Origin of the sequence: Chitinophaga polysaccharea (genome assembly GCF_007829335.1) — a bacterium.
GTDB lineage: Bacteria > Bacteroidota > Bacteroidia > Chitinophagales > Chitinophagaceae > Chitinophaga > Chitinophaga polysaccharea_B.
Window position 1 is genome coordinate 526,758 of record NZ_VIWO01000004.1, and the last position, 23,543, is coordinate 550,300.

A 23,543-nucleotide genomic window follows, 5' to 3' on the forward strand; every position below is an offset into this window, starting at 1 on the left:
TTTGATCACTTGTCGGTAACATTCATTCGTTATTGTAGGATGCACCATTTTTAGCAATTATCAACCAGTAATTCTCTAACATTAATTAAACACCAGATGTATGTGGAAACAGCTCCCTACCTGTATAGGCTACATGATACTATCATGCCTGCTACTTAGTCTGTCTATTACAGTAAATGCACAACAAACGAAGATTATAGGTAAGGTTACCGGTCCTGGTAACGTGCCTGTCCCGGGTGTTACGGTCCTTATCAAAGGCAATACTACCAGGGGGACTGCTACAGATCTCAATGGTAATTATACCATACAGGCGGCTGCAGACGCCACCCTCACGTTTAGCGCCGTTGGTTATATAAAACAGGAAACACCGGTAGGCGGAAGAAGCATTATCAACATCACCCTGGTAGAAGACAACAAACAATTGGGTGAGTTGGTGGTAACGGCTTTAGGTGTTAGGAAGGAAAAGAAAAAACTCGGGTACTCGGTAACAGAACTCAAAGGGGAGGAGCTGGCTGTTACCAATGAAATTAACCCTGTCAATGCATTACAAGGCAAGGTGGCCGGGGTGCAGATCGACCAGGGCGCCGGTGGATTGTTCGGCAGCACCAAAATCCTGATCCGGGGTAACTCTACATTGGGTAACAACAACCAGCCCATTTTCGTGATTGATGGCGTGATCATGGATAACAATACCTTCAGCGGTACCGGCCGCGATTTCGGGAACGATCTTAAAAACCTCAATATGGAGGATTTTGAGAGCGTGTCTGTCCTGAAAGGCTCTGCTGCCGCCGCACTTTATGGCTCCCGTGCTATCAACGGGGTAATATTGATTACCACCAAAAAAGGAAAGGCACAGAAAGGGATAGGCGTTAACGTGACCCAATCATACAACGTATTTAAACCTTATTCTGGCCCCGATTTTCAGAATGAATATGGCGGAGGTACTGTCGGTGCCTTCTTTACCGATAACCGCGATCAGAACTATAAACCAGAAGATGCCTGGAGAACCAAGGTATTTCCGATAGACCCGGCCACCGGGAAGCCTTATATCGACCGGCAGGTAGGCCGGGAACTCGAAAACTGGGGCCCTAAATTTACAGGACAGGAGGTAACCAACTACGACGGAACCACTACCCGCTATGTGGCCCAACCGCATAATTTCCTGGATGCCTTCCAGACCGGTCGTGGCTATGCCACCAATATCGCTATGGACGGAGGAAATGATAAATCTACCTTCCGCCTGTCGTATACCCGCGATCAAAGCGACGGTATTGTACGCATGAACTCCATGGTTAAAAATGCTTTTGACCTTCGCGTCACACATAATATCAATAAATGGATCACCGCAGATGTAAGCGCCAACTACACCGTTTTTAACGGTAAAAATCCTCCCCGCCTGGGTGGCCTGGATGCCTTTGCTTCCTATAACTTCGGTAAACTGTTTTCCTGGGTGCTGCCACGTAACTATGATACAAAGTACTGGATGCAGCGCGATAAATACGTGAGCGTATTCGGAGGTACCCCCAATCCCGGAGATCCTGCGGAACCAAACAAGGCGCCTGAATCACGCTTTTGGTTTAATTTATTTGAAAACAGCTATATCCAGGATGAACAGAATATAAGGGGACGTATTGCCTTAACCGCTACCCTGAATCCATGGGCCAAATTGCAGCTGGAAGGAAACGTCAATAACCTGTATCTCCGCAATGAAAATAAAGAACTGGGGCAGGGACATGACTTTACCGGTGGCTTGTATGGACTGGGACATACTTCCAAGGAAAGTTATTTCCTGAAATGGATGCTGATGGTCAACAAGAACCTTACTAAAGACCTGGAGTTAAATGGATATATCGGCGGTGAAACACAACGTTATAATACTACCTATAACTATAGCGAAACCCGTGGAGGATTGAGCTATCCGGGGAATTACTTCATCGCCAACTCCGTACAAACACCCTTTACAGAAGGAGGTGTGAAAAGCCGGAAAGCATTCAACTCATTATATGCCAGCGCCGATCTCGCATTTAAAAACCAGCTGTTCCTCCTGGCTACCTGGCGCGGCGACTGGTCCTCTGCATTGACTTATACAAATGGAACCGGTAATAATTTTTACAACTATCCGGCTGTCAGTTTGTCCTGGCTATTTTCAGAAACCTTCAAGTTGCCGGACTGGATTAGCTATGGTAAGCTAAGAGCCAACATAGCCGCACTCGGAAAGGATACGGATCCGTTTGGTATCAACCCGGGTTTTGCGTTTAACGGTTATACCAACAGCAATACCACCGACTACCCGATTTCTACCTATACCCGGTACCCGGATCCGCTTACCGGTAAGTTCATTGCGCTCGTACCCAACCTGAAACCTGAAAGGAAGATTGCCAAGGAAATAGGCGCGGAAATGCGTTTCCTGAAAAACCGAATCGGGTTTGATATCTCCCTGTACCAGGACAACACGAAAAACCAGATTATCAGTATCGGCACGCCGCCGGAAACAGGCCTGGAAGGGATTATCATCAACGCAGGAAATATCCAGAACAAGGGTATAGAACTGATGATAACCGGCACGCCCGTGCAAACCAAGAATTTTGAGTGGAATACCAGTTTCAACTACTCCCGTAACCGTAATCTCATCGTAGACCTGTATGCCGGACGTAATGAATATGACCTGGGCGCTAACATAGGTGAAATAAGTACCTGGGCTATTGTAGGAAAATCCTACGGTACCCTGCGCACTACCATTCACTCCTCGCCTTACCAGGCTACAGATGCCAATGGTAATCCCATTGCGAGCCCCAATAACGGCAAGCCAATACTGGCCTGGCGTTCAGACGCGCGGGCAGCTTTCCCGGCCCGTAGCAACACCTTGCAGGATGTGGGCGACATCAACGCCAAATTCCGCGGCGGTTGGGAAAACACATTCCGCTATAAGAACTTCAGCCTGGGCGTACTGCTGGATGCTAAATTCGGAGGCGACTTTGTGCTGCTGACTTACCGCTATGGCACCCATACCGGCGTATTCCCCAATACCCTGGCAGGCCGCGACGCCAGCCATGGTGGTATTACCTGGACCAGCAAATATGATAACCAGACCTATGATGACGGCCTTATCCCCGACGGCGTTTTTGCCAAAGGACAAATGGTAACGCAGCCCAACGGCAGCCAGGTAGACGTAGGTGGTATGTCTTACCAGGAAGCTTATAACAAGGGATATGTAGAACCTACACATGCACCGCAATTCTATTATCGCTATGGCTCTTCTTCTACCGGCGTAGCTGATTACTGGATTAAAAAGAATTCATGGATCTCCCTGCGGCAGGTGTCACTGTCTTATCGCTTCTCACCGAAGATCTGCGAAAAGCTACACCTCAATAACCTCAGCCTGGCAGTGGTAGGACGTGATTTGCTTTATCTCTATAACAGCTTGCCATTTAACTACAACCCGGCCTCCAACAACTCTAACAACACGGCATTTTCCGGTGAAGAGGGTTTCCTGCCAATGGTACGGTCTATTGCAGGAACCATCAGAGTGGGCTTCTAAATAAAATATAAACTGATTAGCTATGAAAAAGATAACAAATATATATATAGCCGCTGCGGGCATGCTTTTGTTAGGAGGGGTGCATTCCTGTACCAAGAACTTCGGAGATATTAATACCAATCCAAGTGTAGTCACCAACCCGGACGTAAAGTACCTGCTCAGCTATTCGGAAGATAAGATGATTACCTACCAGGGAACGGAATGGGTATGGGAAAGCATGGAGCAGCTGTTGCGATACACACAGCATGTAACGGCCAGCCCATACGAAATCACCAATAACGTAAATACGCGATACAATAATTACTATTTGCAGATACTGCCCAACCTGTTTGAAATCCGGCGCCAGGCAGATCTCAAACAGGATAAAGACAGGTACCAGAAAATAAAGGCGGTGACCTATGTGCTACAGGCACTGCATGGTATTAAGGTAACGGATGTCAATGGCTCCGTCCCTTATACCGAAGCCATAGAAGGACGATACCAGACCAAGTATAACCCGGTATATGATAACCAGCAAACATTATTCAATACCTGGTTGTCAGAGCTGGATAATGCGATCAAGGTGCTATCTGACAATAGCCTGGCTAACCAGGCAGACTACGGGAATTCTGATATCTTCTACCAGAGTAACTGGACTAACTGGGTAAAGCTGGCCAATACCTTAAAACTCCGTATAGCCGCAAGGTTAGAAAATGTAGACAATGCTAAAACCAAACAGGTATTTCAACAGGTAATGCAAGATGGCACCGGGCCAATCGATGTAGTGGGGGCACAGCCCAGGTATATGAATCCAATATATACTCCTTTTGGAACTGGTGGTGATATTGATTATCGCAGCCGCAGGTACGCGACCAATTCTATTATGATGTTCCTGAAGAATAGCAGCGATCCGCGGTTACCCATCTATTTTGATAAAAATGATATCCCTGTTGGTTTCAAGGATTCCCTGACCAAATATGGCGTTACGGCGCCAGCTTTTATCGACCTGAATGATCCCTTGATCAATTTCCAGGGAGGTCCGGCCGACTGGACCACCGATCCGGTAAAAGCTACTTTTTTGAGTAACAGCCTCCCGGTAGGGCCCAATAAATATTTCCTGATTTCGCCATTGAACAGGAGGTTCTTTTCGCCTAAGCTCAATGGCGCTACCGGTAATTTTGAAGATGTACCGGTAACCTGTGCAGAGTCTTGTTTGCTCGTGGCCGAGTTTATCCAGAAAGGATATGCCGGCGGTGTAGATACAAAAGGTAATGCCAACGCCTGGTACATCAAAGGGATTACTGCCAGTATTGTTACGATGAATGAAATAGCCGGGAATGCAGGTTCTACTACCGCCTTTACCGGTGATGGAAGTGCACTGATACAGGCTTATCTCAACAATAGCCTGGTAAAACTCAATGGCACCAACGACCTGGAAAGAATTTATATCCAGGCCTACCTGAATTATCTGCGTACGCCTAATGAAGCCTTTGTTTTTTGCCGCCGTACCGGCTATCCCAAACTGGGCTCCGCGTATTATTCAAGGGAGGTGTCTAATGAAACCATCCCAAGGCGTTTCTGGTTATTGGATCCGGGAGAAGTAAATCGCACCAACTGGAACAACGCCATGACCGACCAGGGATTTACGCCTAACGCACAGGATATCAATACCCTGAGCACCCAGCGGGTATGGTACGACAAACCAGCCCCCAACTTTGGTAAAGGACAGTAAACAATTATATTTTCTCCCCGTAAAAGCACTGGTACTTGTACCGGTGCTTTTGTTTTATGAATGAAGGCTGCCCTCCGTGGCCTGTTTTATTTTGACCAATGTCGTTCTCCAATAAAACTGTAAATGTTTGAAAATAGTTTCCGTCGGAAAGTTATCAATGCGCAGCTGAAGGATGGTTTGATCAGCGGCAGGCGTAAGCCGGAAATCGAGGACGGAATAGTTTTCGGGCAGGTCAGGTAACCTGGATACGGAGCTGAAATGGCTGTAACTCAGTCTTTTCTGCGTTTCATAAGCAACGATGATGCCCTTATTTTCAAAACGGACGTGATGAAAACCACGGATGATAAAAGGAGTATTTACCTCCCAGGTAGTCGTTATTTCCAGTTGCATATCCGGTTCTCCCATCCAGTTCTTCATATTTGCGGTATCGGTTAAAACCCCCCATACATTAGCAGGAGTGGCAGCAACGGTCACCTGGTCGGAGAATAAGTAGTTCATTTCAATAGCGCGTTTAAAGTCAGGTAATTTAGCTTTTAATCTGATTTTAAAGATGAAAAAAAGAGTAAATATTACATTTTTTATAATATGGCACCAATCTTGATAAGATGAGTTTGTAAACAAACCTACAATTGTCATGAAAAACCAAATCTTAGGGGCTTTAGCGCTGATGGCTGTCACCGCATTTTCATTAACTTCCTGCAGCAAAAGCAGTGATAGTTCTTCCGGTAATAGTAAAATGAGCGTATACCTGACGGATGCACCTTCTCCTTACGATGCAGTATGGGTGGATATCCAGGATGTACAGGTAAATGCATCTACTGATGCTTCTGCTTCCACCGGTTGGCAATCTATTCACATCTTAAGACCAGGAGTTTATAACCTGCTGCAATTTAGAAATGGAGTAGATACTTTGCTGGCGTCACAGGACCTGCCTGCAGGAACGATTAATCAAATCAGGCTGGTGCTGGGTTCCAACAACAGCGTGGTAATCGGTGGTACTTCACATCCGCTGGAAACACCATCTGCTCAGCAATCTGGTCTGAAGCTGAACATCAATGCTACCCTGGTAGCAGGAGTAGAATACCGGTTGTGGCTCGACTTCGATGCAAATCGTTCCGTGGTAGTTACCGGCAACAACAAGTACATCCTGAAACCTGTGATCAGAAGTTATACACAGGCTACCAGTGGTGCTATTAAGGGAGTTGCATTACCGCTGTTGGGCGTAAAAGGTGTATTTGCGATCCAGAATACAGACACGGTCGCATCTGCCATTCCGGATGCAGCTACCGGCGCTTTCCTGCTGTCTGGCTTAAATGCAGGCGCTTACAATGTAGCCTTTAGCGGCAACACGATCGTAAAAGATACGACGCTGTTAGGCGTAAATGTAACCGTAGGACAGGTGGCCAATGTGGGCACCGTGCAGTTGCACTAAGTTTTAAGAAATGATGTTATGCACCGTGATCCTTGTAAACAGGGATCACGGTTTTTTTATCTATGCCTGGTATCAATCTGCCCGTAAACTGTTAACCGGGTTAGACAGCGCTGCCCTGATTGCCTGGAAGCTAACGGTACTTAATGTAATAAACAAGGTGGCAAAGGCTGTTCCTGTAAAGATCCACACGGAAAGGTCTATACGATATTCGTACCCTTTCAGCCAGTTGTGCATCACGTAACCGGCGATAGGCATCGCTACGCAGAAAGACAATAATGGCAGCAAGAGGAACTCTCTCGATAACAGTCCCCATAAACTCACCACAGAAGCGCCCAGTACTTTCCGGATACCGATTTCTTTGGTGCGTTGTTCCGCCATAAAGGATGCCAGTCCGAAAATACCGAGGCAGCTGATGAATATCGCAAATACCGCAAAGAAAGCGGACAGCTTACTGATGCGGTCTTCAGCGGAAAATTTCCGGGCGTAATCATCGTCGGCAAAGGTGTAGTTAAAAGGCACCGCGGGACTGTACTTCCGGAAAATGCCGGCTATCTTATCCAATGCCGCAGGTGTACCCATGGTGGGATTGAGCCGGATGGTAATTTCAGTCACATTGCCGTAGTCCATCATGAAAATGGTTGGCGCCGGCGTGGCGAAAGGAGATTCCATCACTGGATTTTTTATCACGCCAACAACATGAAAGTCGGCGTCATTGAATTTAATGTGGGTGCCTACCGGGTCTTTCAATCCCATGAAAGCTACTGCGCTTTCATTGAGTATCATGCCTGTTGTGTCGGTAGCATATTCCCTGGAAAAGTCGCGCCCGGCGGCAAATTGCCAGTTGACTGTTTTTCCGAAGTCATGGCTGATCCAGGATACGGAAAAAATGGGGCTGATGCCCGGGTCTTTCCCCGGCCACTTAAAGCCAATGAAGTGAGCGAAAATGTCGGTAGATGGATTAGACGCGGCAGCCATATTTATCACTGCGCCGGAAGCGAGGAGGTCCTGGCGCAGCGTATTATACTTTCCGTAGAGATCCGGTGTAACCATGCTAACATTAATCAGGCCATTGCGGTCGAAGCCCGGGGGCCGGTTTTTAGCATGTTGTATTTGCAGGTAGATAATGGTAGTACCAATGATCAATGCAACGGATACGGCAAACTGCACTACCACTAATACTTTGCGGGGAAGTGCAGCCGCCCGGCCGGCCTTGAAGGTGCCTTTGAGTACCCGGAGCGTATTGAGGGAAGAAAGATAAAAGGCCGGATAACTGCCTGCCAGCAAACCGGTGAGCAATGTTAAACCCGCGATACTGCCCCAAAAACTGGGCGTTTGCCAGGGTATACCAATAACTTTGCTGGCAAGGGTGTTAAAAAAGGGAAGCGCCAGTTGTACCAACAATACGGCCAGCAGTAAGGATAGGAAAGCTACCAATAAGGCTTCTCCCAGGAACTGCCGCATCAGCTGATGTCTTCCGGAGCCGATCGCCTTGCGCACGCCTATTTCCCTGGCCCTTTTCTGGGAACGGGCGGTATTCAGGTTCATAAAATTAATGCAGGCTAATATCAGCACAAAAATGCCGATGGCGCCAAAGATCCATACGTAACGGATATTGCCACCGGTATTCTTACCATTGGTGAAGGTATCATACAGGTGCCATTTACTCATAGGGTGCAACAGTACTTCGGGGTTATCGTTCCTGTCGGGTTTTCCCTTCAGGGCACCTTTTACAGTAGCGGATACTTTGTTGAGATCTGCTTTATCGCTCAGCTGCGCCAGTATAAAAAAGGAGTTGTTATTCCACTGATCATAAGCTTCTTTCACCCAGCCCTGGTCGGCTACGAGGTAGGCCCAGGAAATAAGGTAATGTACATCCTGCAGATGACTGTTGGCGGGGAAGTCTTCAAACACGCCGGTTACCTTCAGGTTCTTTTTATTATCTACGTTGATCATTTTATTGATCGGGTCCGTGTCCCCAAAAAATGACCTGGCCAGGGTTTTACTGAGCATGATGCTATTGGTTTCCGTAAGCCCGTGTAAAGGACCTGCTATCATCGTTGGGGCCAGTATGTCTGTCATCTCCGGCTCTGCAAACCACCCATTCTGGCTTAATTTTTTATCGCCATAGGCAAGTATGCGGGCAACGCTTGGCTTGTATAAGGCAATATGACTGAAATCACCGCCATACTTCGACCGCAGCTCTTCTACCAGCGGGATAGGCATAGAGTAGGTAGTGGTAATGGTATGAAACGCGGTGTTGTCCCAGTTGTGTATAACCTGCGTAATGTGGTTATAGTTTTTGAGAGATTTATTCCAGGTAAGTTCATCCCGGATCCACAAACCAATTAACATGACTATCGCCATGCCGATGGCAAGGCCAAGAATATTGATGAAAGCAAAACCTTTGTTCCTGGTCAGGTTCCGCCATGCTACCTGGAGATAGTTGCTATACATAAGGGAATAATTTGTTGATGACGCCAACGGACACACAATAATGTGCCATTATATAACTATAGCAGGTGAGAAAGTTATATATATGTATTATTTATATTTTGTTCGTTTTCAGTACAGCATCCGTTCGATGATGAACAGGAGCTACTCCAACAGGGTGGCCAGCTTTCGCAGCGATTGCCGGCTGCCTTCATCGTTATCTTCCGGCCGGATACCCGGTGGGATATTATCGAAGTGCAGGTTAACCAACGTGCCGTCTGCTACATCAGCAAGGGTGACGGTCATCGTCATTTCGCCGGCATATTTTTCATCGGCGGAGTCGAATACAATGATCTCTACAATCTTTTCAAAGGGGGTTAATGTGGCAAACCGCCCCTGGAACATATCTTTATCAGCGGTAGTTTTGCCTGGGAGCGACTGTGCCGGATCCAGGTAGGTGAGCGACATACGAAAGATGCCATTTTCCCTGGCATCAAAATGATGTATCTCAGCGCGCATATTATCGGGCGCCAGCCAGGCGGCTACCGCTATAGGGTCAATAAACGCGTTGTAAACCGCTTCCCGCGGGGCTTTTATGATCCTGCTTGTTTCCGAAGAATGGGTGGATAGTGACATACGTGGTGTTTTTATATTGGGCTTTTATATTCCTTGCGCAGCAATGAAAAAACAACCGAATCTTCCAGCTGACCGTTTTTCATATAATGCTCTCTCAGTAATCCTTCTCTCGTAAATCCCAGTTTTTGCAATAATAACAGCGAGGGCGTATTTTCAGGTCCTACAAATGCCTCGATCCGGTTGAGGCCCATGTCTTCGAATCCGAACTTTATAATGGGGAGCAGGGCTTCTGTCATCAGTCCCTTGGATTGCAGCGATAAATCCGTCAGCGCATACCCGATTTCAGCCCTGCGATGCTCCAGGTACCAGGTGTGAAAGCCGCACCTGCCAATGACCCGCTGTTCCGCTTTCAGGTACAATTGGAATACCAAAAATGATCTGTTGAAACCGGTAAGTCCTCCCTCCACTTTTCTTTTCTCTGCCTGCAATTCCTCCTGGTTATGCAGACCCAGTTGTTCCATCGCTGCTGTATCTGATGAGTTTTGGAAGAGATACTGGTAAACGGGTACGGTAAATTTCCGAAGCAGCAACCGTGACGTTTCTATACTCGTTGTCTCCATTTTTTTTAAAACAAAAGTACATGTTTTGTCCCCATGTGGTAAAGTCGTTCGTCATGGTGTTAGTGTATTTACCATTTTAAATTTTTAAGAGATGAAACTATTGGAGACCTATCAACTCGGACCGTTTACGTTACGCAACCGGGTAGTGATGGCGCCTATGACGCGCAACCGGCTTACTGCGGAAGGATTGGCAGGCGCATTGGCAGCTGAGTATTATCATCAGCGGGCCACTATGGGCTTACTGATTTCCGAAGCCATTGCTATTTCTGCGGATGCAATAGGCTACCCGATGATACCTGGCATTTATAACGAGGCGCAGGTGGAGTCGTGGCGCGGGATTACAGACCGGGTACATGACGCAGGCGGATTGATATTTGCGCAGCTTTGGCATTCGGGCAGGGCAGGGCATTCATCCGCCAAAGATGGCGGCGTTATGGTAGCGCCTTCAGCGATCGCTATCCGGGGGCAGCAGATATTTACAAAAACCGGGTTGAAAGATTTTGAAGTTCCCCGTGCACTCACCACTGCAGAAATAGGCGCCATTATCCGCGATTACCAGGATGCCGCAGAAAGAGCCATGGACGCAGGATTTGATGGCATAGAACTCAATGCGGCCAATGGTTACCTGCCTAACCAGTTCCTGGCAGATGGTGTTAACACCCGTGATGACGAATATGGAGGAGGGGTTGAAAACCGTTGCCGCTTTATTCTGGAAGCTATGGACGCCATGGTACAGGTGTGTGGTCCGGGAAGGGTAGGAATTAAATTATCTCCTTCTACCGACCGGTACGATATCACGGAAAGCAATCCGTTAGCCTTGTATGGCTACCTGGTCGGGGCTTTGAATCCTTTGCCACTGGCGTACCTGCATTTTATGCAGCCACTGTCGACCGTAGATGCCGCCTATTGGCCCAAAGATGTGATCAGTGCGTTTGGAGGCTTAACGGTACATACTGTAATTGCCAATGGGGGATACAACCAACAGCGCGCAGAGCAGGAAGTGGAAAGTGGCCGCGCCCAACTGGTTTCCTTTGGTGCATTAGCGCTGGCCAATCCTGATCTGCCGGCGCGTTTTGCCGCCGGCGCGCCGCTTAATACGCCAGATGCCAGCACGTTTTATGGAGGTAACGAGCATGGCTATACGGATTATCCATTCTGGAAGAAGTAATTGCCAGGACGCTGTTGTCGGGGAAATAGTTGTTTTAAACGAAGGCGTGAAGCATAACCAGGCTTCACGCCTTCGCCGGCATATGTTACCCAGGAAGGGCTTTACTAATGGTGAAAATAGGTAGCCAGGTGTGGTTAACAAGATAAGTCTGTTGTTTAATTTTAATTATAAATAATAAAAATATCTATCTTTAGCCCGTAAAATCCCGTACCTACGTTTATATGTCACCTAGTAAATTACTGTTAGCTACAACAGCGTGGCTGTTGACTCACACCGTTATATCTGCCCAAAACAATAGTTTGTATAGTTACCAGGATCTGTCGCATATCCGCTATGAGCGGCAGAAAGACTCTTTGAAAAAAGCCTGGGTATGCCCTGCAGTTTATAAAGAGAAAGAAACGCAAAAACAATATAAGGAGATCTGGAATGGGCGGACAGATTTTGTCGTCAATGCGATCGAGGAAGACGGTTACGTATATGAGCCGGAGTTATACGGCTATGTATCTGGCGTAGTGGACCAGCTGGTGAAATCGAATAGCCAGTTGATCCAGCAGCCGTTATTGCTGATGATAGACCGTAGTTCCTCCGTGAATGCGTATGCAATAGGAAGCCGCACGTTGGCTGTGAATGTAGGCCTGCTGGCATTTATCAAAACCAGGGAGGAATTGGCCCTGGTACTGGCACACGAGCTGGCGCATAACATCCTGCTGCACCCGGAAAACGGCATGAAGAAACGCGCAGAGTGGCTCACATCCGATGAGTATAAGAAATCGCTCGACGCCGTATTGGATTCCAAATACGAACGGCTTACCCGCCTGAAAAAGGTTTTCCAGGGTTACTCGTTTGACCGGAGCAAGCACCAGCGTTATCATGAGGGCGACGCCGATTCGCTGGCCATCGTATTGTTGAAGAACAGCCATATCCCCGTGGACGCGTCTTTCTTCATGCGTCTCGATAGCGCCGACCTGCAATACCGCCAACCGCTGAAACAGCCGCTGAAAGACTATTTTGCGCCGTATCGCCTCCAGCTGGAAGATGCCTGGATGGTAAAGCGTAGCAAAGGATTATCTGCCAAGAACTACAACTTTGTGACTACCACAGGCCTGGAGGACTCTTTGAAAACGCATCCTGATTGCGAAGAACGATACAATAAGAACAAGGCTTACCAGGACGCGAGCGCCCGGTTTACCCCAGTGCCAGTAAGTATACAGGACAAGGCCATGAAAATGATGGTATGGAATATCTATTGCAACGGTAACCTCACCGCGTGTATGTACCGCATTTTATTGCAGAAAGATAAAGGCAACAAAGACCCGTGGTACGACTTTATGTTTAACAACGTGGTTTCAGGACTTTTTTTCGCCGACAAAAAACTCAGCCGGTTCAATGCTATCCGGGTAACGCCCAAAGAATATATCTCTAAAAACTACTACGAGCTGCAAACCATGTTTGAACAGATGCCGAGAGAGAAGCTGGAAGCGTATTACAAGAGCATGCAACTGGCCGCATTCTGGAGCGGTATGCCGGCGCCGGAACAGGCGTTTAAATCTTTCATCGGTAACCTGATTACCGCGGGGGAAAACAGTGAAGAACAAAAGGCCGCAAAAGCATTTACCACGGCGCATGCCAACAGCCTGTACTGCGAGTATGCGATGCCGTTCGCCAAAAAATAATTATTAACCTGCAATATCCCTAATACATTCCGTATGAAGCGTACACTCGTAGCATGGTTGCTGCTCCTCCTGGTAGCCGGAAGCAGCAAGGCCCAAACCAAAGTATTTAAAGAAGTGGGAGAGGGTATCTCTTCCCGCATGCGCACTATCTTCCAGGATGGTACCCTGGTAGGTTATCTCCTTTTTACAGAGCTGGAAAAAGCTGATAAGGACTCCTTCAACTACCGGATCACTATCATGGATGAAAACCTGAACGATATCGGGTTGGTGAATTTCAGGGAATTGAAGCTAGACCTGCGTTCTGTGGCATTCGAACAGGATGTGCTCTGCCTTTCTTATATGAAGAGTAACCTGCTGGGACATGAAATAAAAAAGCGGAAAGAAATTAAAGCGGCCATAGCCAAAGGATACATGGCTATTTTCACCCAGTTTATTAACCTGAATGGAAAGATTCTCCGGTCTAATACCATCAAGGTAAGTGTAGACCTGGACCATGAGTTCCGGACAGGGCAGCTGGTAATCGGCAATGGGGGATTGAAAGAGCCTTTCCGCGTGCAGAATATTCCCGGTAAAGGCTTTGCCTGTTTTTACGGGGATAACCGCGGAAAATATCTCCTGGTATACGATACCACCGGTCGCCAAACCTGGCAGAAAAGAGTAGGAATGGATGATGGCGATTATGATATGCTTATTTCCGGTCATGCAGCCTATTTTCTCGTTAAGAAAAAACACGAGATGGTAGAAGGGGGGTATATGGCTTTTGGCTTTAACCTGGACGACAGTACATCTTTTAATAAATACTTCCTGAAAGATAAAAAAGGAAACCAATTGAGCGTATTGTCTTTCATGAATGATCCCAATACCGGTAAGCCTTTTATCGCCGGTAAAATTATCAATCCCCGGAGAGGCAAGGAGTATGGATCGGCGAGACTGATCAGCAAAGGCGCTTATCTTGGTGTATTTACCATCAATATTGATCACGATAAGCAAACCACGCAGCCCATTTACAATTACTGGAAATCGAACGATACCACACGTATCGCCAATTCCAAAGGCCGGCTGCTGGCCAATAAATCCTATATGCTGAATGGTCCTTCCTTCAAGGACTATTACGGGAATACCTATTTTACCGGTTCCGCGATTAAACGTGGCATCAACCCGGGTATGGTCATCGCAGAGGTGTTGACTGCGCCTACTATTTTTGTGCCCACTTTCCTGCTGACCAATTTCGGTACACGGAGAATGAGGGCCTATGATGCCCTGCTGCTGAAGCAATCGGCCGATGGAAAGCTGACCTTCGAAAACAGCATTCCTTCCGCGCACAGCAACTCCTATCCCGGACGTTTCAACCTGTTGCTGACTGATAATAAGACATATTATACAGTTACTTCTCCCGAAACCAAATTAACACACCTGATCATTACCGAAAATAAAAACATTACCTTCTACTGTGTAGACCAGAAAAAAGTGACCCGTACTATTCCACGGGTGAAGGATCATATTTCTACCATGATATACCCCGCCAAAGAAGGACATATTATGGTGGCCGAGTATGATAAGAAAGAACGTTCTACTAAATATTCTATAGAGGCTATTTAACGGTTCCCTGCCTGTTTTTAAAGCCTTCAGACCAACGGTTTGAAGGCTTTTTTGTGCTCCCTATAGCATATATCCAATTTAAACTGTATTTTGCTATAACGATTTTGCAAATAACAAATACCCATGAAAGCTTTACTTACGACCGCCTTATTAGCTGCTGGTTTATATACCAGCCACACGGCTGCTGCGTCAGACATTATCCGTCGCGACTCCCTTACCCGGGGAGGATATACCCTCATCTTTATCAATGAAGATCCTGCCTTTGTCAACACCGGTAAGGATGTACAGGAAAGGATGATCAATACTTTTTTCGAGGTATATCCTAAGCTGGCCGCTGCCTACAACCCGGAAACATTGAAGAAAGTGGTGTTTAAGATAGACCCGCGTTACGATGGCGTAGCCGCTACCGCCAACGGCGTGGTGACCTATAACCCTGCCTGGATGCTGAAACAGCCTACCGATATTGATGTGGTGACCCATGAGGTGATGCACATTGTACAGAACTATGGCAACAGCCGTGGACCCGGATGGTTAACAGAAGGTATTGCCGACTACGTACGGTACAAGTTTGGTGTTGACAATACCGGCGCACACTGGGCTTTACCTGCTTATAACGAAAAGCAGCACTACAGCAACAGCTATCGTATTACCGCACGTTTCCTCGCCTGGCTGGAGAAAAGCGTACAACCGGGAATAGTGAAAGTCCTGGATAAAAGCTTAAGGGACCATACTTATACCGGGGGCATCTGGAAAGAACAAACCGGTAAATCGCTCGATGAATTATGGGCGGCGTATAGCGCGAATCCTGCCTTGTAACCAGGGCGGCGATCATTCATAAAAAGATTTCGTTGCTTGACAGGTAATTATATACATTTAATCTTCGCTAATCATTTTGTAGAGTATGAAGATTGCTTATGTAGGATACCTTGTGCAGGAAAAATATGCCACTGCACACGACGAAGACGCAACATTACTGGCTTTCCTGAAAGCGCGCGGACTGGATATTACCCCGGTGGTCTGGAATGATCCGCAGGTGAATTGGACAGCTTTTGACCTGGCCATTATCAAATCGCCCTGGGATTATCATGAAAAATTTGCGGGGTTCCAACAATGGCTTCATGAGCTGCAAGCCGCCGGAGTAGCTTTGTTGAATCCTTATGACATCATCCGCTGGAACAGTGATAAACATTACCTGGAAGAGATTTCGGCAGCGGGGCTGCCGGTAATTCCTTCCCTGTTCCTGGAAAGAGGCACCACACCTGCACTGGCTGGCTTCTTTGCGCAGCTACAGGCAGATAAACTGATCCTGAAGCCCTGTGTCAGCGCCGGCGCTAAAAATACACTGGTATTGCAGCCAGGCAGTATCGGGCAACAGGAAGCGCAGGTGCATGAATGGCTCCGGGATGAAAGTTATATCATTCAGCCTTTCATGGAGGAGATTAAAGAAGGAGAGTGGTCGTTCCTTTTCTTCAATGGAAAATATAGTCATAGCCTGCTCAAAGTGCCCAAGGCCGGCGACTTCCGCGTACAGCAATACCATGGCGGCAGCACACATATTGCCGCTGCCACGGATGCGCAGGTAACTGCTGCCGCTAAGTTTGTAACGCAATTCGCGCCGCAAACACTCTACGCCAGGGTTGATGGCGTGATGTCGAAAGGCGAACTGGTACTGATGGAACTGGAGCTGATAGAGCCTTACTTGTTCCTCGAAACACATCCCGATGGCCTGGAAAACTATTACCAGGCGCTATTGCAAAGAATACAATTACTCAACTAAGTATTTATCGGATAGATATGAGCACGGAAACTGCTATCCCGGCATCGAAGCAACTGCATGGGCTGGATCACTTACGGGCGCTGGCCATTTTAATGGTGTTGCTGTATCATTACCGGATGTTTGGACATCCCGCCTGGTTAGATGACGTGATACATTTCGGCTGGTCGGGCGTGGACCTGTTTTTTGTATTGAGCGGTTACCTGATTTCCTCGCAGCTGTTTGTCACCATGGCGCAAGGGAAGCCGGTTTCTTTCCCTGAGTTTTTTATCAAACGTTTTTTCAGGATCATTCCTCCGTACCTGCTGATACTAAGCATTTACTTCCTGGTACCGGCATTCTGGGAGCGGGAAACCTTGTTGCCATTATGGCGGTACCTGACCTTTACCCAAAACTTTGGGCTCAATCTGAAGGTGTTTGGTACCTTCTCGCATGTGTGGTCGCTTTGTGTGGAAGAGCATTTTTATTTGCTGTTTCCGTTTGCCCTGTTTTTATTGATTCGTACAAAAAGGGTGCAGGCGGGAGGATGGTTATTATTCGCCATGTTCATGGCGGGATTTGTGATCCGCCTGTTTTGCTGGTACCAGTTGATTGCGCCGCATGCGGGGCAGGATGACGCCTGGATGTATTGGTATATGAATATGTATTACCCCACCTATACCCGCCTGGATGGCTTGTTGGCAGGGGTGGCTATTGCTGCTTTGTTTACTTTTCGTCCGGCCATCCAGGTGCGTATTACCCAATATGGCAATGCGTGGTTGCTGGCAGGGCTGTTGGTGCTGACTGGGGCCTGGTACCTATGCGATACACAAAGTAGTTTTGGCGCGTCTATCTTCGGGTTCCCGGTAGTAGCGCTGGGGTATGGGTTACTGGTAATAGCTGCGGTAAGTCCTTCGTGTATCCTGTACCGTAATAACCGCATTACCGCCGTGATAGCCAAGGTATCTTTTGTGTTGTATCTATCGCATAAGGGCGTGATACACCTGGTGCAACCATGGCTGGCTAAAACCGGGATGGCGCGGGAGGGTACGCTGATGATGCTATTATGTGTGGTGATAGCGATAGGAGTGGCCTGGATGATACACCTGGCAGTAGAGCAGCCTATGTTACGGCTCCGGAAAAAAGTGCTGGCAAACAGGAAGGCGCACAGGCAGCCGGCAGTGGTCCCCCAGATGGAATGGCAGGATAAATAATCCTATGATCAGTCGGTGCAGCCGCGCAGGCGGGCTTCAATAATTTTTTTATCGGCCGCGGAAGCAGCCAGTTGCAGCGCCTTTTCAAAATGTGCCCTGGCTTTGGCAGGCGACAATTCCTGGTACAATTCTCCCATTAATAGCTGGTACAGGTGAAGATGGTCCAGCGCCAGTTTTTCTGCTGCGGCAATGGCTTCTTCTTTTCCATTGGCTTTCGAAAGGGCATAGGTCCGATTCAACGCCGCCATAGGAGAATACTCCAGTTGCAGCAGGTGATTATATAATTGCAGGATACATTCCCATTTTTCTTTTGTGTCGGCTTTGATGGTATGCCACCAGGCAATGCCGGCCTCCAGGTGGTACCTGGATAATTTATCTCCTTCAGACGCGATATTCAGAAAGTGTTCCCCCTGTTGGATCAGGGCATGGTTCCATAGATTGGGATCCTGGTCGGCATACAATACAATTTCCCCGGCGTTATCGATGCGGGCATCAAATCTGGAGGCATGAAAGCTCATCAGGGCCAGTAAGGCATTGACTGCGGGCTGGTTGGTGGCGGGGTTATCCAGCAGCAGCTTTGTGAGGCGCATCGCTTCAAAACACAGTTCTTTCCGCAGCGTATTATCGTGACTGCTGGAATAATAACCTTCATTGAAAAGGAGATATAATGTTTTGAGTACTGTTTCCAGCCGCTTGTCTATTTCGGAGGGCGGGGGAAAGATAAGGGCTACATCTGCCGTTCTGAGTTTGTCTTTGGCCCGTTGCAGCCGTTTGGCAATGGTTTCCCGGTTGGTTAAAAAAGCATCTGCAATTTCGTTGATGCCAAATCCGCAGAGGATGCGCAAGGCGAGGCCTATCTGTGCTTCCGCCGTAATTGCCGGATGGCAGATGGCAAAGATCATCTGTAACTGGCTGTCGTGGATGTTTTGGGGCGACAGGTCAATTTCCGGTATATCCGTTCCCGTTGGCTGGTGCTTAAGTTGTGGGGTAATTTTCTGTTGGAAGACAGCCTGGTGCTTCAGGTAATTTTTAGCTTTGTTTTTTGCCACGGTATATAACCACGCCACAGGGTGTTCCGGTAATCCTTTCAGTCCCCATAATTCAGAGGCTGATAAAAAAGTATCGCTGGCAATATCTTCGGCGGTCTCTATCTGTTCAAAGCCAAACAGCCTGCACAATACAGCGGTTATCTTGCTGTATTCCGTTCTGAACAGGTGCGGTATGAGCTCTCTTTCATCCATGACATAAGGGGCTTGCTCAAAAGTAGGTTTTTCAAATCAATGTGGTACAAAACGTAGCAACGCAGCAAAGCCGCAAAGAAGATTTTCCTTGCTGCTTTGCTGCTTCGCGCTTTTATGTATCTTACATGACGCTGATTTCCCTCACTTCTACATTACCTCCTGCGGCGAGGATAGGGCAGCCTTTAGCCAGTTCCAGCGCTTCTTCCAGTGAACTCGCTTTCACAATGGAATAGCCGGCCAGCGATTCTTTGATTTCCGTATAGGGACCATCGGTCACCATATTATTGGGACGGAGTACTTTACCATTGAGATCGAGGCGGTTGCCGCGGTCGGTCAGTTTGTTCTGTGCAGCAATGGTGCCGATCCAGTCCATCCAACGTTTGGTATTGGCCTGCATTTCTTCCGGTGATGTTTGGGGCCGGTTGCTGAAGTCTGAACGGTACACAAATAAGAAGTCTTTCATGATGCTAAGTTTTAATTGTTATTTGCCTAATAACAACTCAATGGACCTGGTATGGACAGGATAAACGCATTTTATTTAATAATAAGTATAGCGTGCTGAAATTAATTTAGTTGTTTTTGTAAATCTCTCCAAATTCCCGGGCAAAATCTGCAAAGCTGGTAGGTCCGAAAGTGATTTTTTCCTGTTGACGGTAGTCCGTGAGCAGGGAGCCATCTCTCAGCGCAACGCCGATTTCTACCACGTATACTTTCGCCATTTGTTCTGATAACCCGGATGCTATTAATCCTGCCAGCAGGGCTTCGTCGGGGAAGTGTACCCAGGTGAGGTCGGGTTGTCCGGCTGCGGCGCCCAGCAGCGCAGCTATTTCGGCGCCGGTTTTTTCGTCACTGGCTACATAGCGGATTTCTTTACCGCTGAAGTTGAGCGTATCCAATGCGGTGGCAGCTACCGCTGCAATATCTGCCGGATGAGATAGTACAACCGGTGTAGTTGCATCGAAGTTATTGCCAATGATCCGTTGGTGCCTGATCATGGGGATACTGCCCAGGAAATTGCTATAGAACATACCGGGGCGAAGATGCAATACTTGTATGCCGGTCAGCGCATTTAACTGTTGTTCGATATGATAGTTAGCACCAGCGGGACCTGCGCCATCGGGCGTATGGGCGCCAATGCTGCTGAGGTTTACTACGTATTTAACGCCGGCCTGGGCGATAGCAGTGGCATAGCGGTCGCCGGCTGCCTTCATATAGGCGTGGATATCAGTTGCGGCGTAACCCGGAGGTATCATGAGATATACGGCATCGGCCCCTTCAAAGGCGCGGCGTAAAAAGGTGGCATCTTCTATAGCGCCAATAGCGGGAAGTGCCTGCAATGCTTCAATAGCAGTTGCTCTTTCGGGACTGTGACTTACTACGGTTACCCGGTGTCCTTTAGCGATCAATTGTTCTGTCAGTGGTTTACTGATGTTGCCCAGCGAGCCTGTAATAGTGATGTTCATGGTTATAAATTTTACTTGCACAAAAGTAAAAGAGTACTTACTTTTGTACAAGTACTTACCCTAAAGTATGTATAAAAATGGCACGTATAAAAGAACAATCCACCATCCAGGAAAATAAGCGATCCGCCTTTGAAGAATGCCCGGTTACCTATGTGATGGAGAAAATTGGTGGTTACTGGAAGCCTATTATTTTGTTCCAGCTGCTATCGGGCAGCAAACGATATAGTGATGTAAGAAGGGCTATTCCTGCTATTACAGAAAAGGTGCTGATACAGCAGTTGAAGCAGCTGGAGGCCGATGGGCTGGTACAGCGCAAAGCCATGCCGGTGGTGCCACCGCATGTAACCTACAGTTTAACCAAAACAGGCATGCGATTAAAACCGGTGCTGTATGCCATGGCGGTTTGGGCGGTAGATGATAGCAAAGAACATGGCGCCGTGTTTCGCCGGAATTTGAAAAATTTCCCCGGTGCTAACGATAATGCCTAAACGTTGATGCGAGCGGCGTTGTCTGCTTATAGCCGCTCTTCCAGGACCACGATAACCGTGTCGCCTGCTTTCTTTTTTATCTCTTTACAGATATCAGCTTTAACTGGTAGTTTATGCGTACCATTTCCCAGCGCCATAAAAGCGCTCTGAAAGGGTTGCTGGTTAATAGTGCCCTTTACTTTTACCAATCCCCGGGTACCGAAGAAAGATACCGATTCGGGCCATACCAGGTAAGTCCAGCCCCCTTTGGCGGGACTTTTTTGTAATACCGCTTTAAATTGCTGATGCAGCGGTCCCTTTGTTGCAATGATTGTCATAGCTGATAGCATTTATCATACTATAAAGGTATTTCCATTTGCCGGATTGGAGGATGGCTGAAACTGACTTTAACCGGGGTAATTGCGACAATCCATTTTTATTTCCTTCACCCTTTTTTGCGGTTGTATTGCCTTAATAGCAGCATCGTTACCAGCAGTACTGGTAATATTTACAAAAAATGTAATTATTGTAATATGACAATGGCTAAATACTGGCGCTTTCTACCGCTGCTGGCGGTGGGGTTGACTGCTTATGCAAACAACACTCCGGATGACGACAAGGAAGTGAACAGGAAAAATGTGATACGCCTGGTGATGAAGCGTATCAATAATGAGCACTATGCTCCCAAAGCGTTAGACGACCAGTTTTCCCGTATCATCTGGAAGAAGTACTTACAGGCACTGGATGCCAATAAAAACACCCTGTTGCAATCCGATGTAGATGCGTTGCGCAAATATGAAACGTTGATAGATGATGAGCTGGCAAATCCTTCCCTGGAATATTTCAATGCCATCTATTCCTTGTCTATGCAGCGTTTGCGGGAATTGCAGGAGATATACCGTACCATCCTGGCGCAACCGATGAATTTTAAGGTGAAGGAAACCATACAGCCCGATCGCAGCAATGCCGTCTATCCTGCGGATGAAGCCGCCCGCCGGGAAGTATGGCGTAAAAGCCTGAAGTATCAGGTGTTGAAGAAAATGCTGGAGATACAACAGAAGGATAAAAGTAAATCTGACGCAGTCGCTGAAAAAGAAGCCCGGAAATCCGTGTTGATGTCTACTGATGGGCTGTTTAAGAGTCTCCTCAGCAACACTGCTTCAGATGATCGTTTCAGTGCTTATATGAATACGATTACCCTGGAGATGGATCCGCATACCAACTATATGGCGCCGGTAGATGCAAGCTTACGGGAGTCGATGATGACGCACCGTTATTACGGGTTAGGGCTGGAGCTTACCTCTAAAGAGGGCGATGTGGTGATCAAGCGGGTGATGCCCGGAGGCACCGCCGCTCAGAGCGGATTACTGCAGGCGGAAGACCATATCCTCAGCTTGAGCGATGAAACGGGCGCCATGATAGACATTACCGGGATGAGTATTGTAGAGGTATCGAAGATGATCCGGGGGGAGAATAATTCTGCGCTGAAATTGTTGGTACGTAAAAGCACGGGAGTAGAGAAAGAGGTAACCGTAAAGCGGGGAGAGATCAAGGAAGATGGTAATGCTGCGAAAAGTGCCGTGATTATAGCCGGCGCCAGGAAGATCGGTTACATCCAGTTGTCGGAATTTTACCTGGATCAGACCCGGACCGATGGCGCGCGTTGTGCCATAGATGTGGCCGCCGAAGTGGAGAAACTAAAACAGCAGGAGGTAAACGGCATCATCGTAGACCTGCGGGGAAATCCAGGTGGTTCGCTGGACCAGGTAGTAGCGATGACTGGTTTGTTTGTGAAAACAGGGCCGGTGGTACTGGAAAAAGACCGTACACGGATAGGGAGCTATCCTATTCAGAACGGCGATAAGCCGCTGTATGAAGGACCACTGGCAGTAATGGTAGATGAAGGCAGCGCTTCTGCCTCTGAAATTTTTTCTGCCGCCATACAGGATTATCGCCGGGGCATTATAGTAGGGAGCCCATCTTCCTACGGAAAGGGTACCATGCAGGCTACTTATCCAATGGGTAAGCTGGGTGATGCTGCCAAAGGAATTCCCGATGTCAGTTATGGTAGCCTGGCGTTGACCATCAGGAAATTTTACCGTATTAATGGGCATACAACCCAGCTGAATGGCGTAACGCCCGATGTTATTTTCCCCAGCCGCAGGGCTTATGCGAAGATAAAGGAGCGTGACAATGAAAGTGCGCTGGTAGCCGATACCATTGAAAAGGCCTACTATATACCGTATCCCGATGAAGCGGCGTTGAAGAAAGTGGCGGTTGCTGCGCAGGATCGCATTAACCGCGACAGCGCATTCAACGTGGTAAAACGCGATGTAGAGTGGCTGCGGGCGCATGATGCGCCGGTATACAGCCTGGAGAAAAATACGTTTAAGCAGCAATTGAGCGAAATCCAGTTGTATAACGACGCTATTGACAAGGCCGTAAAATTGCCTGCCGATAAACAACTAACTATAAAAGGCACCTCTATAAAAGAAGCAACACCGGACAACCTGGCCAAATACCAGGAATGGATGAATAGCTATACGAAGGACAGGTACCTGGCCGGAACAGTAGACATCCTGACGGATATGATAGGGAAATAGCCCGGAATTTTTCGGGATTTTAGCCTATTTTGCGTTGATAAATATACGGAGGGTG

19 protein-coding genes are annotated in these 23,543 nt (G+C 47.7%); 11 read left to right on the forward strand and 8 right to left on the reverse strand.

The genetic code is table 11. The features are described 5' to 3' along the window. Positions 1-100 precede the first annotated feature (100 nt). On the forward strand, positions 101-3,538 hold the full coding sequence (locus FHW36_RS16600; protein WP_145670684.1) for a SusC/RagA family TonB-linked outer membrane protein: 3,438 nt from the start codon (positions 101-103) through the stop codon (positions 3,536-3,538). Between the two features lie 22 nt (positions 3,539-3,560). Next, positions 3,561-5,249: a SusD/RagB family nutrient-binding outer membrane lipoprotein gene (locus tag FHW36_RS16605; RefSeq protein ID WP_222429100.1), complete on the forward strand. Its 1,689-nt coding sequence runs from the start codon at positions 3,561-3,563 to the stop codon at positions 5,247-5,249. A gap of 54 nt (positions 5,250-5,303) precedes the next feature. Here FHW36_RS16605 and FHW36_RS16610 read toward each other — a convergent pair whose 3' ends face one another. Next, positions 5,304-5,747 carry an SRPBCC family protein gene (locus tag FHW36_RS16610; RefSeq protein WP_186452486.1) on the reverse strand — a complete coding sequence of 148 codons (444 nt, stop codon included), beginning with the start codon at positions 5,745-5,747 and terminating at the stop codon, positions 5,304-5,306. Between the two features lie 136 nt (positions 5,748-5,883). Here FHW36_RS16610 and FHW36_RS16615 point away from each other — a divergent pair, with 136 nt between their 5' ends. Next, positions 5,884-6,681, forward strand: a complete 798-nt coding sequence (locus tag FHW36_RS16615) for a DUF4382 domain-containing protein (RefSeq protein ID WP_145670686.1) — start codon at positions 5,884-5,886, stop codon at positions 6,679-6,681. 72 nt (positions 6,682-6,753) lie between these two features. On the opposite strand, the gene FHW36_RS16620 is transcribed toward FHW36_RS16615, so the two are convergent. The 3 genes from FHW36_RS16620 to FHW36_RS16630 all read right to left on the reverse strand — a co-directional run bounded on the left by FHW36_RS16620 (position 6,754) and on the right by FHW36_RS16630 (position 10,307). After that, on the reverse strand, positions 6,754-9,135 hold the full coding sequence (locus tag FHW36_RS16620) for an ABC transporter permease (RefSeq protein WP_145670687.1): 2,382 nt from the start codon (positions 9,133-9,135) through the stop codon (positions 6,754-6,756). Between the two features lie 141 nt (positions 9,136-9,276). Beyond that, positions 9,277-9,747 carry an SRPBCC family protein gene (locus tag FHW36_RS16625; RefSeq protein WP_145670688.1) on the reverse strand — a complete coding sequence of 157 codons (471 nt, stop codon included), beginning with the start codon at positions 9,745-9,747 and terminating at the stop codon, positions 9,277-9,279. An 11-nt stretch (positions 9,748-9,758) separates the two neighbouring features. Beyond that, positions 9,759-10,307 (reverse strand): GNAT family N-acetyltransferase, encoded by a 549-nt coding sequence (locus FHW36_RS16630; protein WP_145670689.1) that lies wholly within the window; start codon positions 10,305-10,307, stop codon positions 9,759-9,761. A 91-nt stretch (positions 10,308-10,398) separates the two neighbouring features. Between FHW36_RS16630 and FHW36_RS16635 the strand changes: the two genes are divergently transcribed. The 6 genes from FHW36_RS16635 to FHW36_RS16660 all read left to right on the forward strand — a co-directional run bounded on the left by FHW36_RS16635 (position 10,399) and on the right by FHW36_RS16660 (position 17,714). Next, a complete protein-coding gene (locus FHW36_RS16635) occupies positions 10,399-11,475 on the forward strand; it encodes an alkene reductase (RefSeq protein WP_145670690.1) in 1,077 nt (358 codons plus the stop codon). Positions 11,476-11,696: 221 nt separating this feature from the next. After that, positions 11,697-13,148: a M48 family metalloprotease gene (locus FHW36_RS16640; RefSeq protein ID WP_145670691.1), complete on the forward strand. Its 1,452-nt coding sequence runs from the start codon at positions 11,697-11,699 to the stop codon at positions 13,146-13,148. Positions 13,149-13,181: 33 nt separating this feature from the next. After that, complete coding sequence (locus tag FHW36_RS16645; RefSeq protein WP_145670692.1) at positions 13,182-14,747, forward strand: DUF6770 family protein; 1,566 nt, start codon at positions 13,182-13,184, stop codon at positions 14,745-14,747. A gap of 123 nt (positions 14,748-14,870) precedes the next feature. Further along, entirely contained in the window at positions 14,871-15,563 is a 693-nt protein-coding gene (locus FHW36_RS16650) for a basic secretory protein-like protein (RefSeq protein ID WP_145670693.1), read from the forward strand. Positions 15,564-15,648: 85 nt separating this feature from the next. Further along, a complete protein-coding gene (locus tag FHW36_RS16655; protein ID WP_145670694.1) occupies positions 15,649-16,524 on the forward strand; it encodes an ATP-grasp domain-containing protein in 876 nt (291 codons plus the stop codon). Between the two features lie 17 nt (positions 16,525-16,541). Continuing rightward, entirely contained in the window at positions 16,542-17,714 is a 1,173-nt protein-coding gene (locus FHW36_RS16660; protein ID WP_145670695.1) for an acyltransferase family protein, read from the forward strand. A gap of 8 nt (positions 17,715-17,722) precedes the next feature. On the opposite strand, the gene FHW36_RS16665 is transcribed toward FHW36_RS16660, so the two are convergent. The 3 genes from FHW36_RS16665 to FHW36_RS16675 form a co-directional block, all read right to left on the reverse strand. Then, positions 17,723-18,955, reverse strand: a complete 1,233-nt coding sequence (locus tag FHW36_RS16665; protein ID WP_145670696.1) for an RNA polymerase sigma factor — start codon at positions 18,953-18,955, stop codon at positions 17,723-17,725. Positions 18,956-19,076: 121 nt separating this feature from the next. Beyond that, positions 19,077-19,418 carry a YciI family protein gene (locus FHW36_RS16670; RefSeq protein ID WP_145670697.1) on the reverse strand — a complete coding sequence of 114 codons (342 nt, stop codon included), beginning with the start codon at positions 19,416-19,418 and terminating at the stop codon, positions 19,077-19,079. A 106-nt stretch (positions 19,419-19,524) separates the two neighbouring features. Beyond that, positions 19,525-20,418: an SDR family oxidoreductase gene (locus FHW36_RS16675; RefSeq protein ID WP_145670698.1), complete on the reverse strand. Its 894-nt coding sequence runs from the start codon at positions 20,416-20,418 to the stop codon at positions 19,525-19,527. A gap of 77 nt (positions 20,419-20,495) precedes the next feature. Here FHW36_RS16675 and FHW36_RS16680 point away from each other — a divergent pair, with 77 nt between their 5' ends. Beyond that, complete coding sequence (locus FHW36_RS16680) at positions 20,496-20,906, forward strand: winged helix-turn-helix transcriptional regulator (protein WP_145670699.1); 411 nt, start codon at positions 20,496-20,498, stop codon at positions 20,904-20,906. Between the two features lie 26 nt (positions 20,907-20,932). Here the strand turns inward: FHW36_RS16680 and FHW36_RS16685 are convergent, their stop codons facing one another. Beyond that, positions 20,933-21,223: a DUF1905 domain-containing protein gene (locus tag FHW36_RS16685; protein ID WP_145670700.1), complete on the reverse strand. Its 291-nt coding sequence runs from the start codon at positions 21,221-21,223 to the stop codon at positions 20,933-20,935. 195 nt (positions 21,224-21,418) lie between these two features. Here FHW36_RS16685 and FHW36_RS16690 point away from each other — a divergent pair, with 195 nt between their 5' ends. Continuing rightward, entirely contained in the window at positions 21,419-23,488 is a 2,070-nt protein-coding gene (locus FHW36_RS16690; protein WP_145670701.1) for a carboxy terminal-processing peptidase, read from the forward strand. Positions 23,489-23,543: the final 55 nt, after the last annotated feature.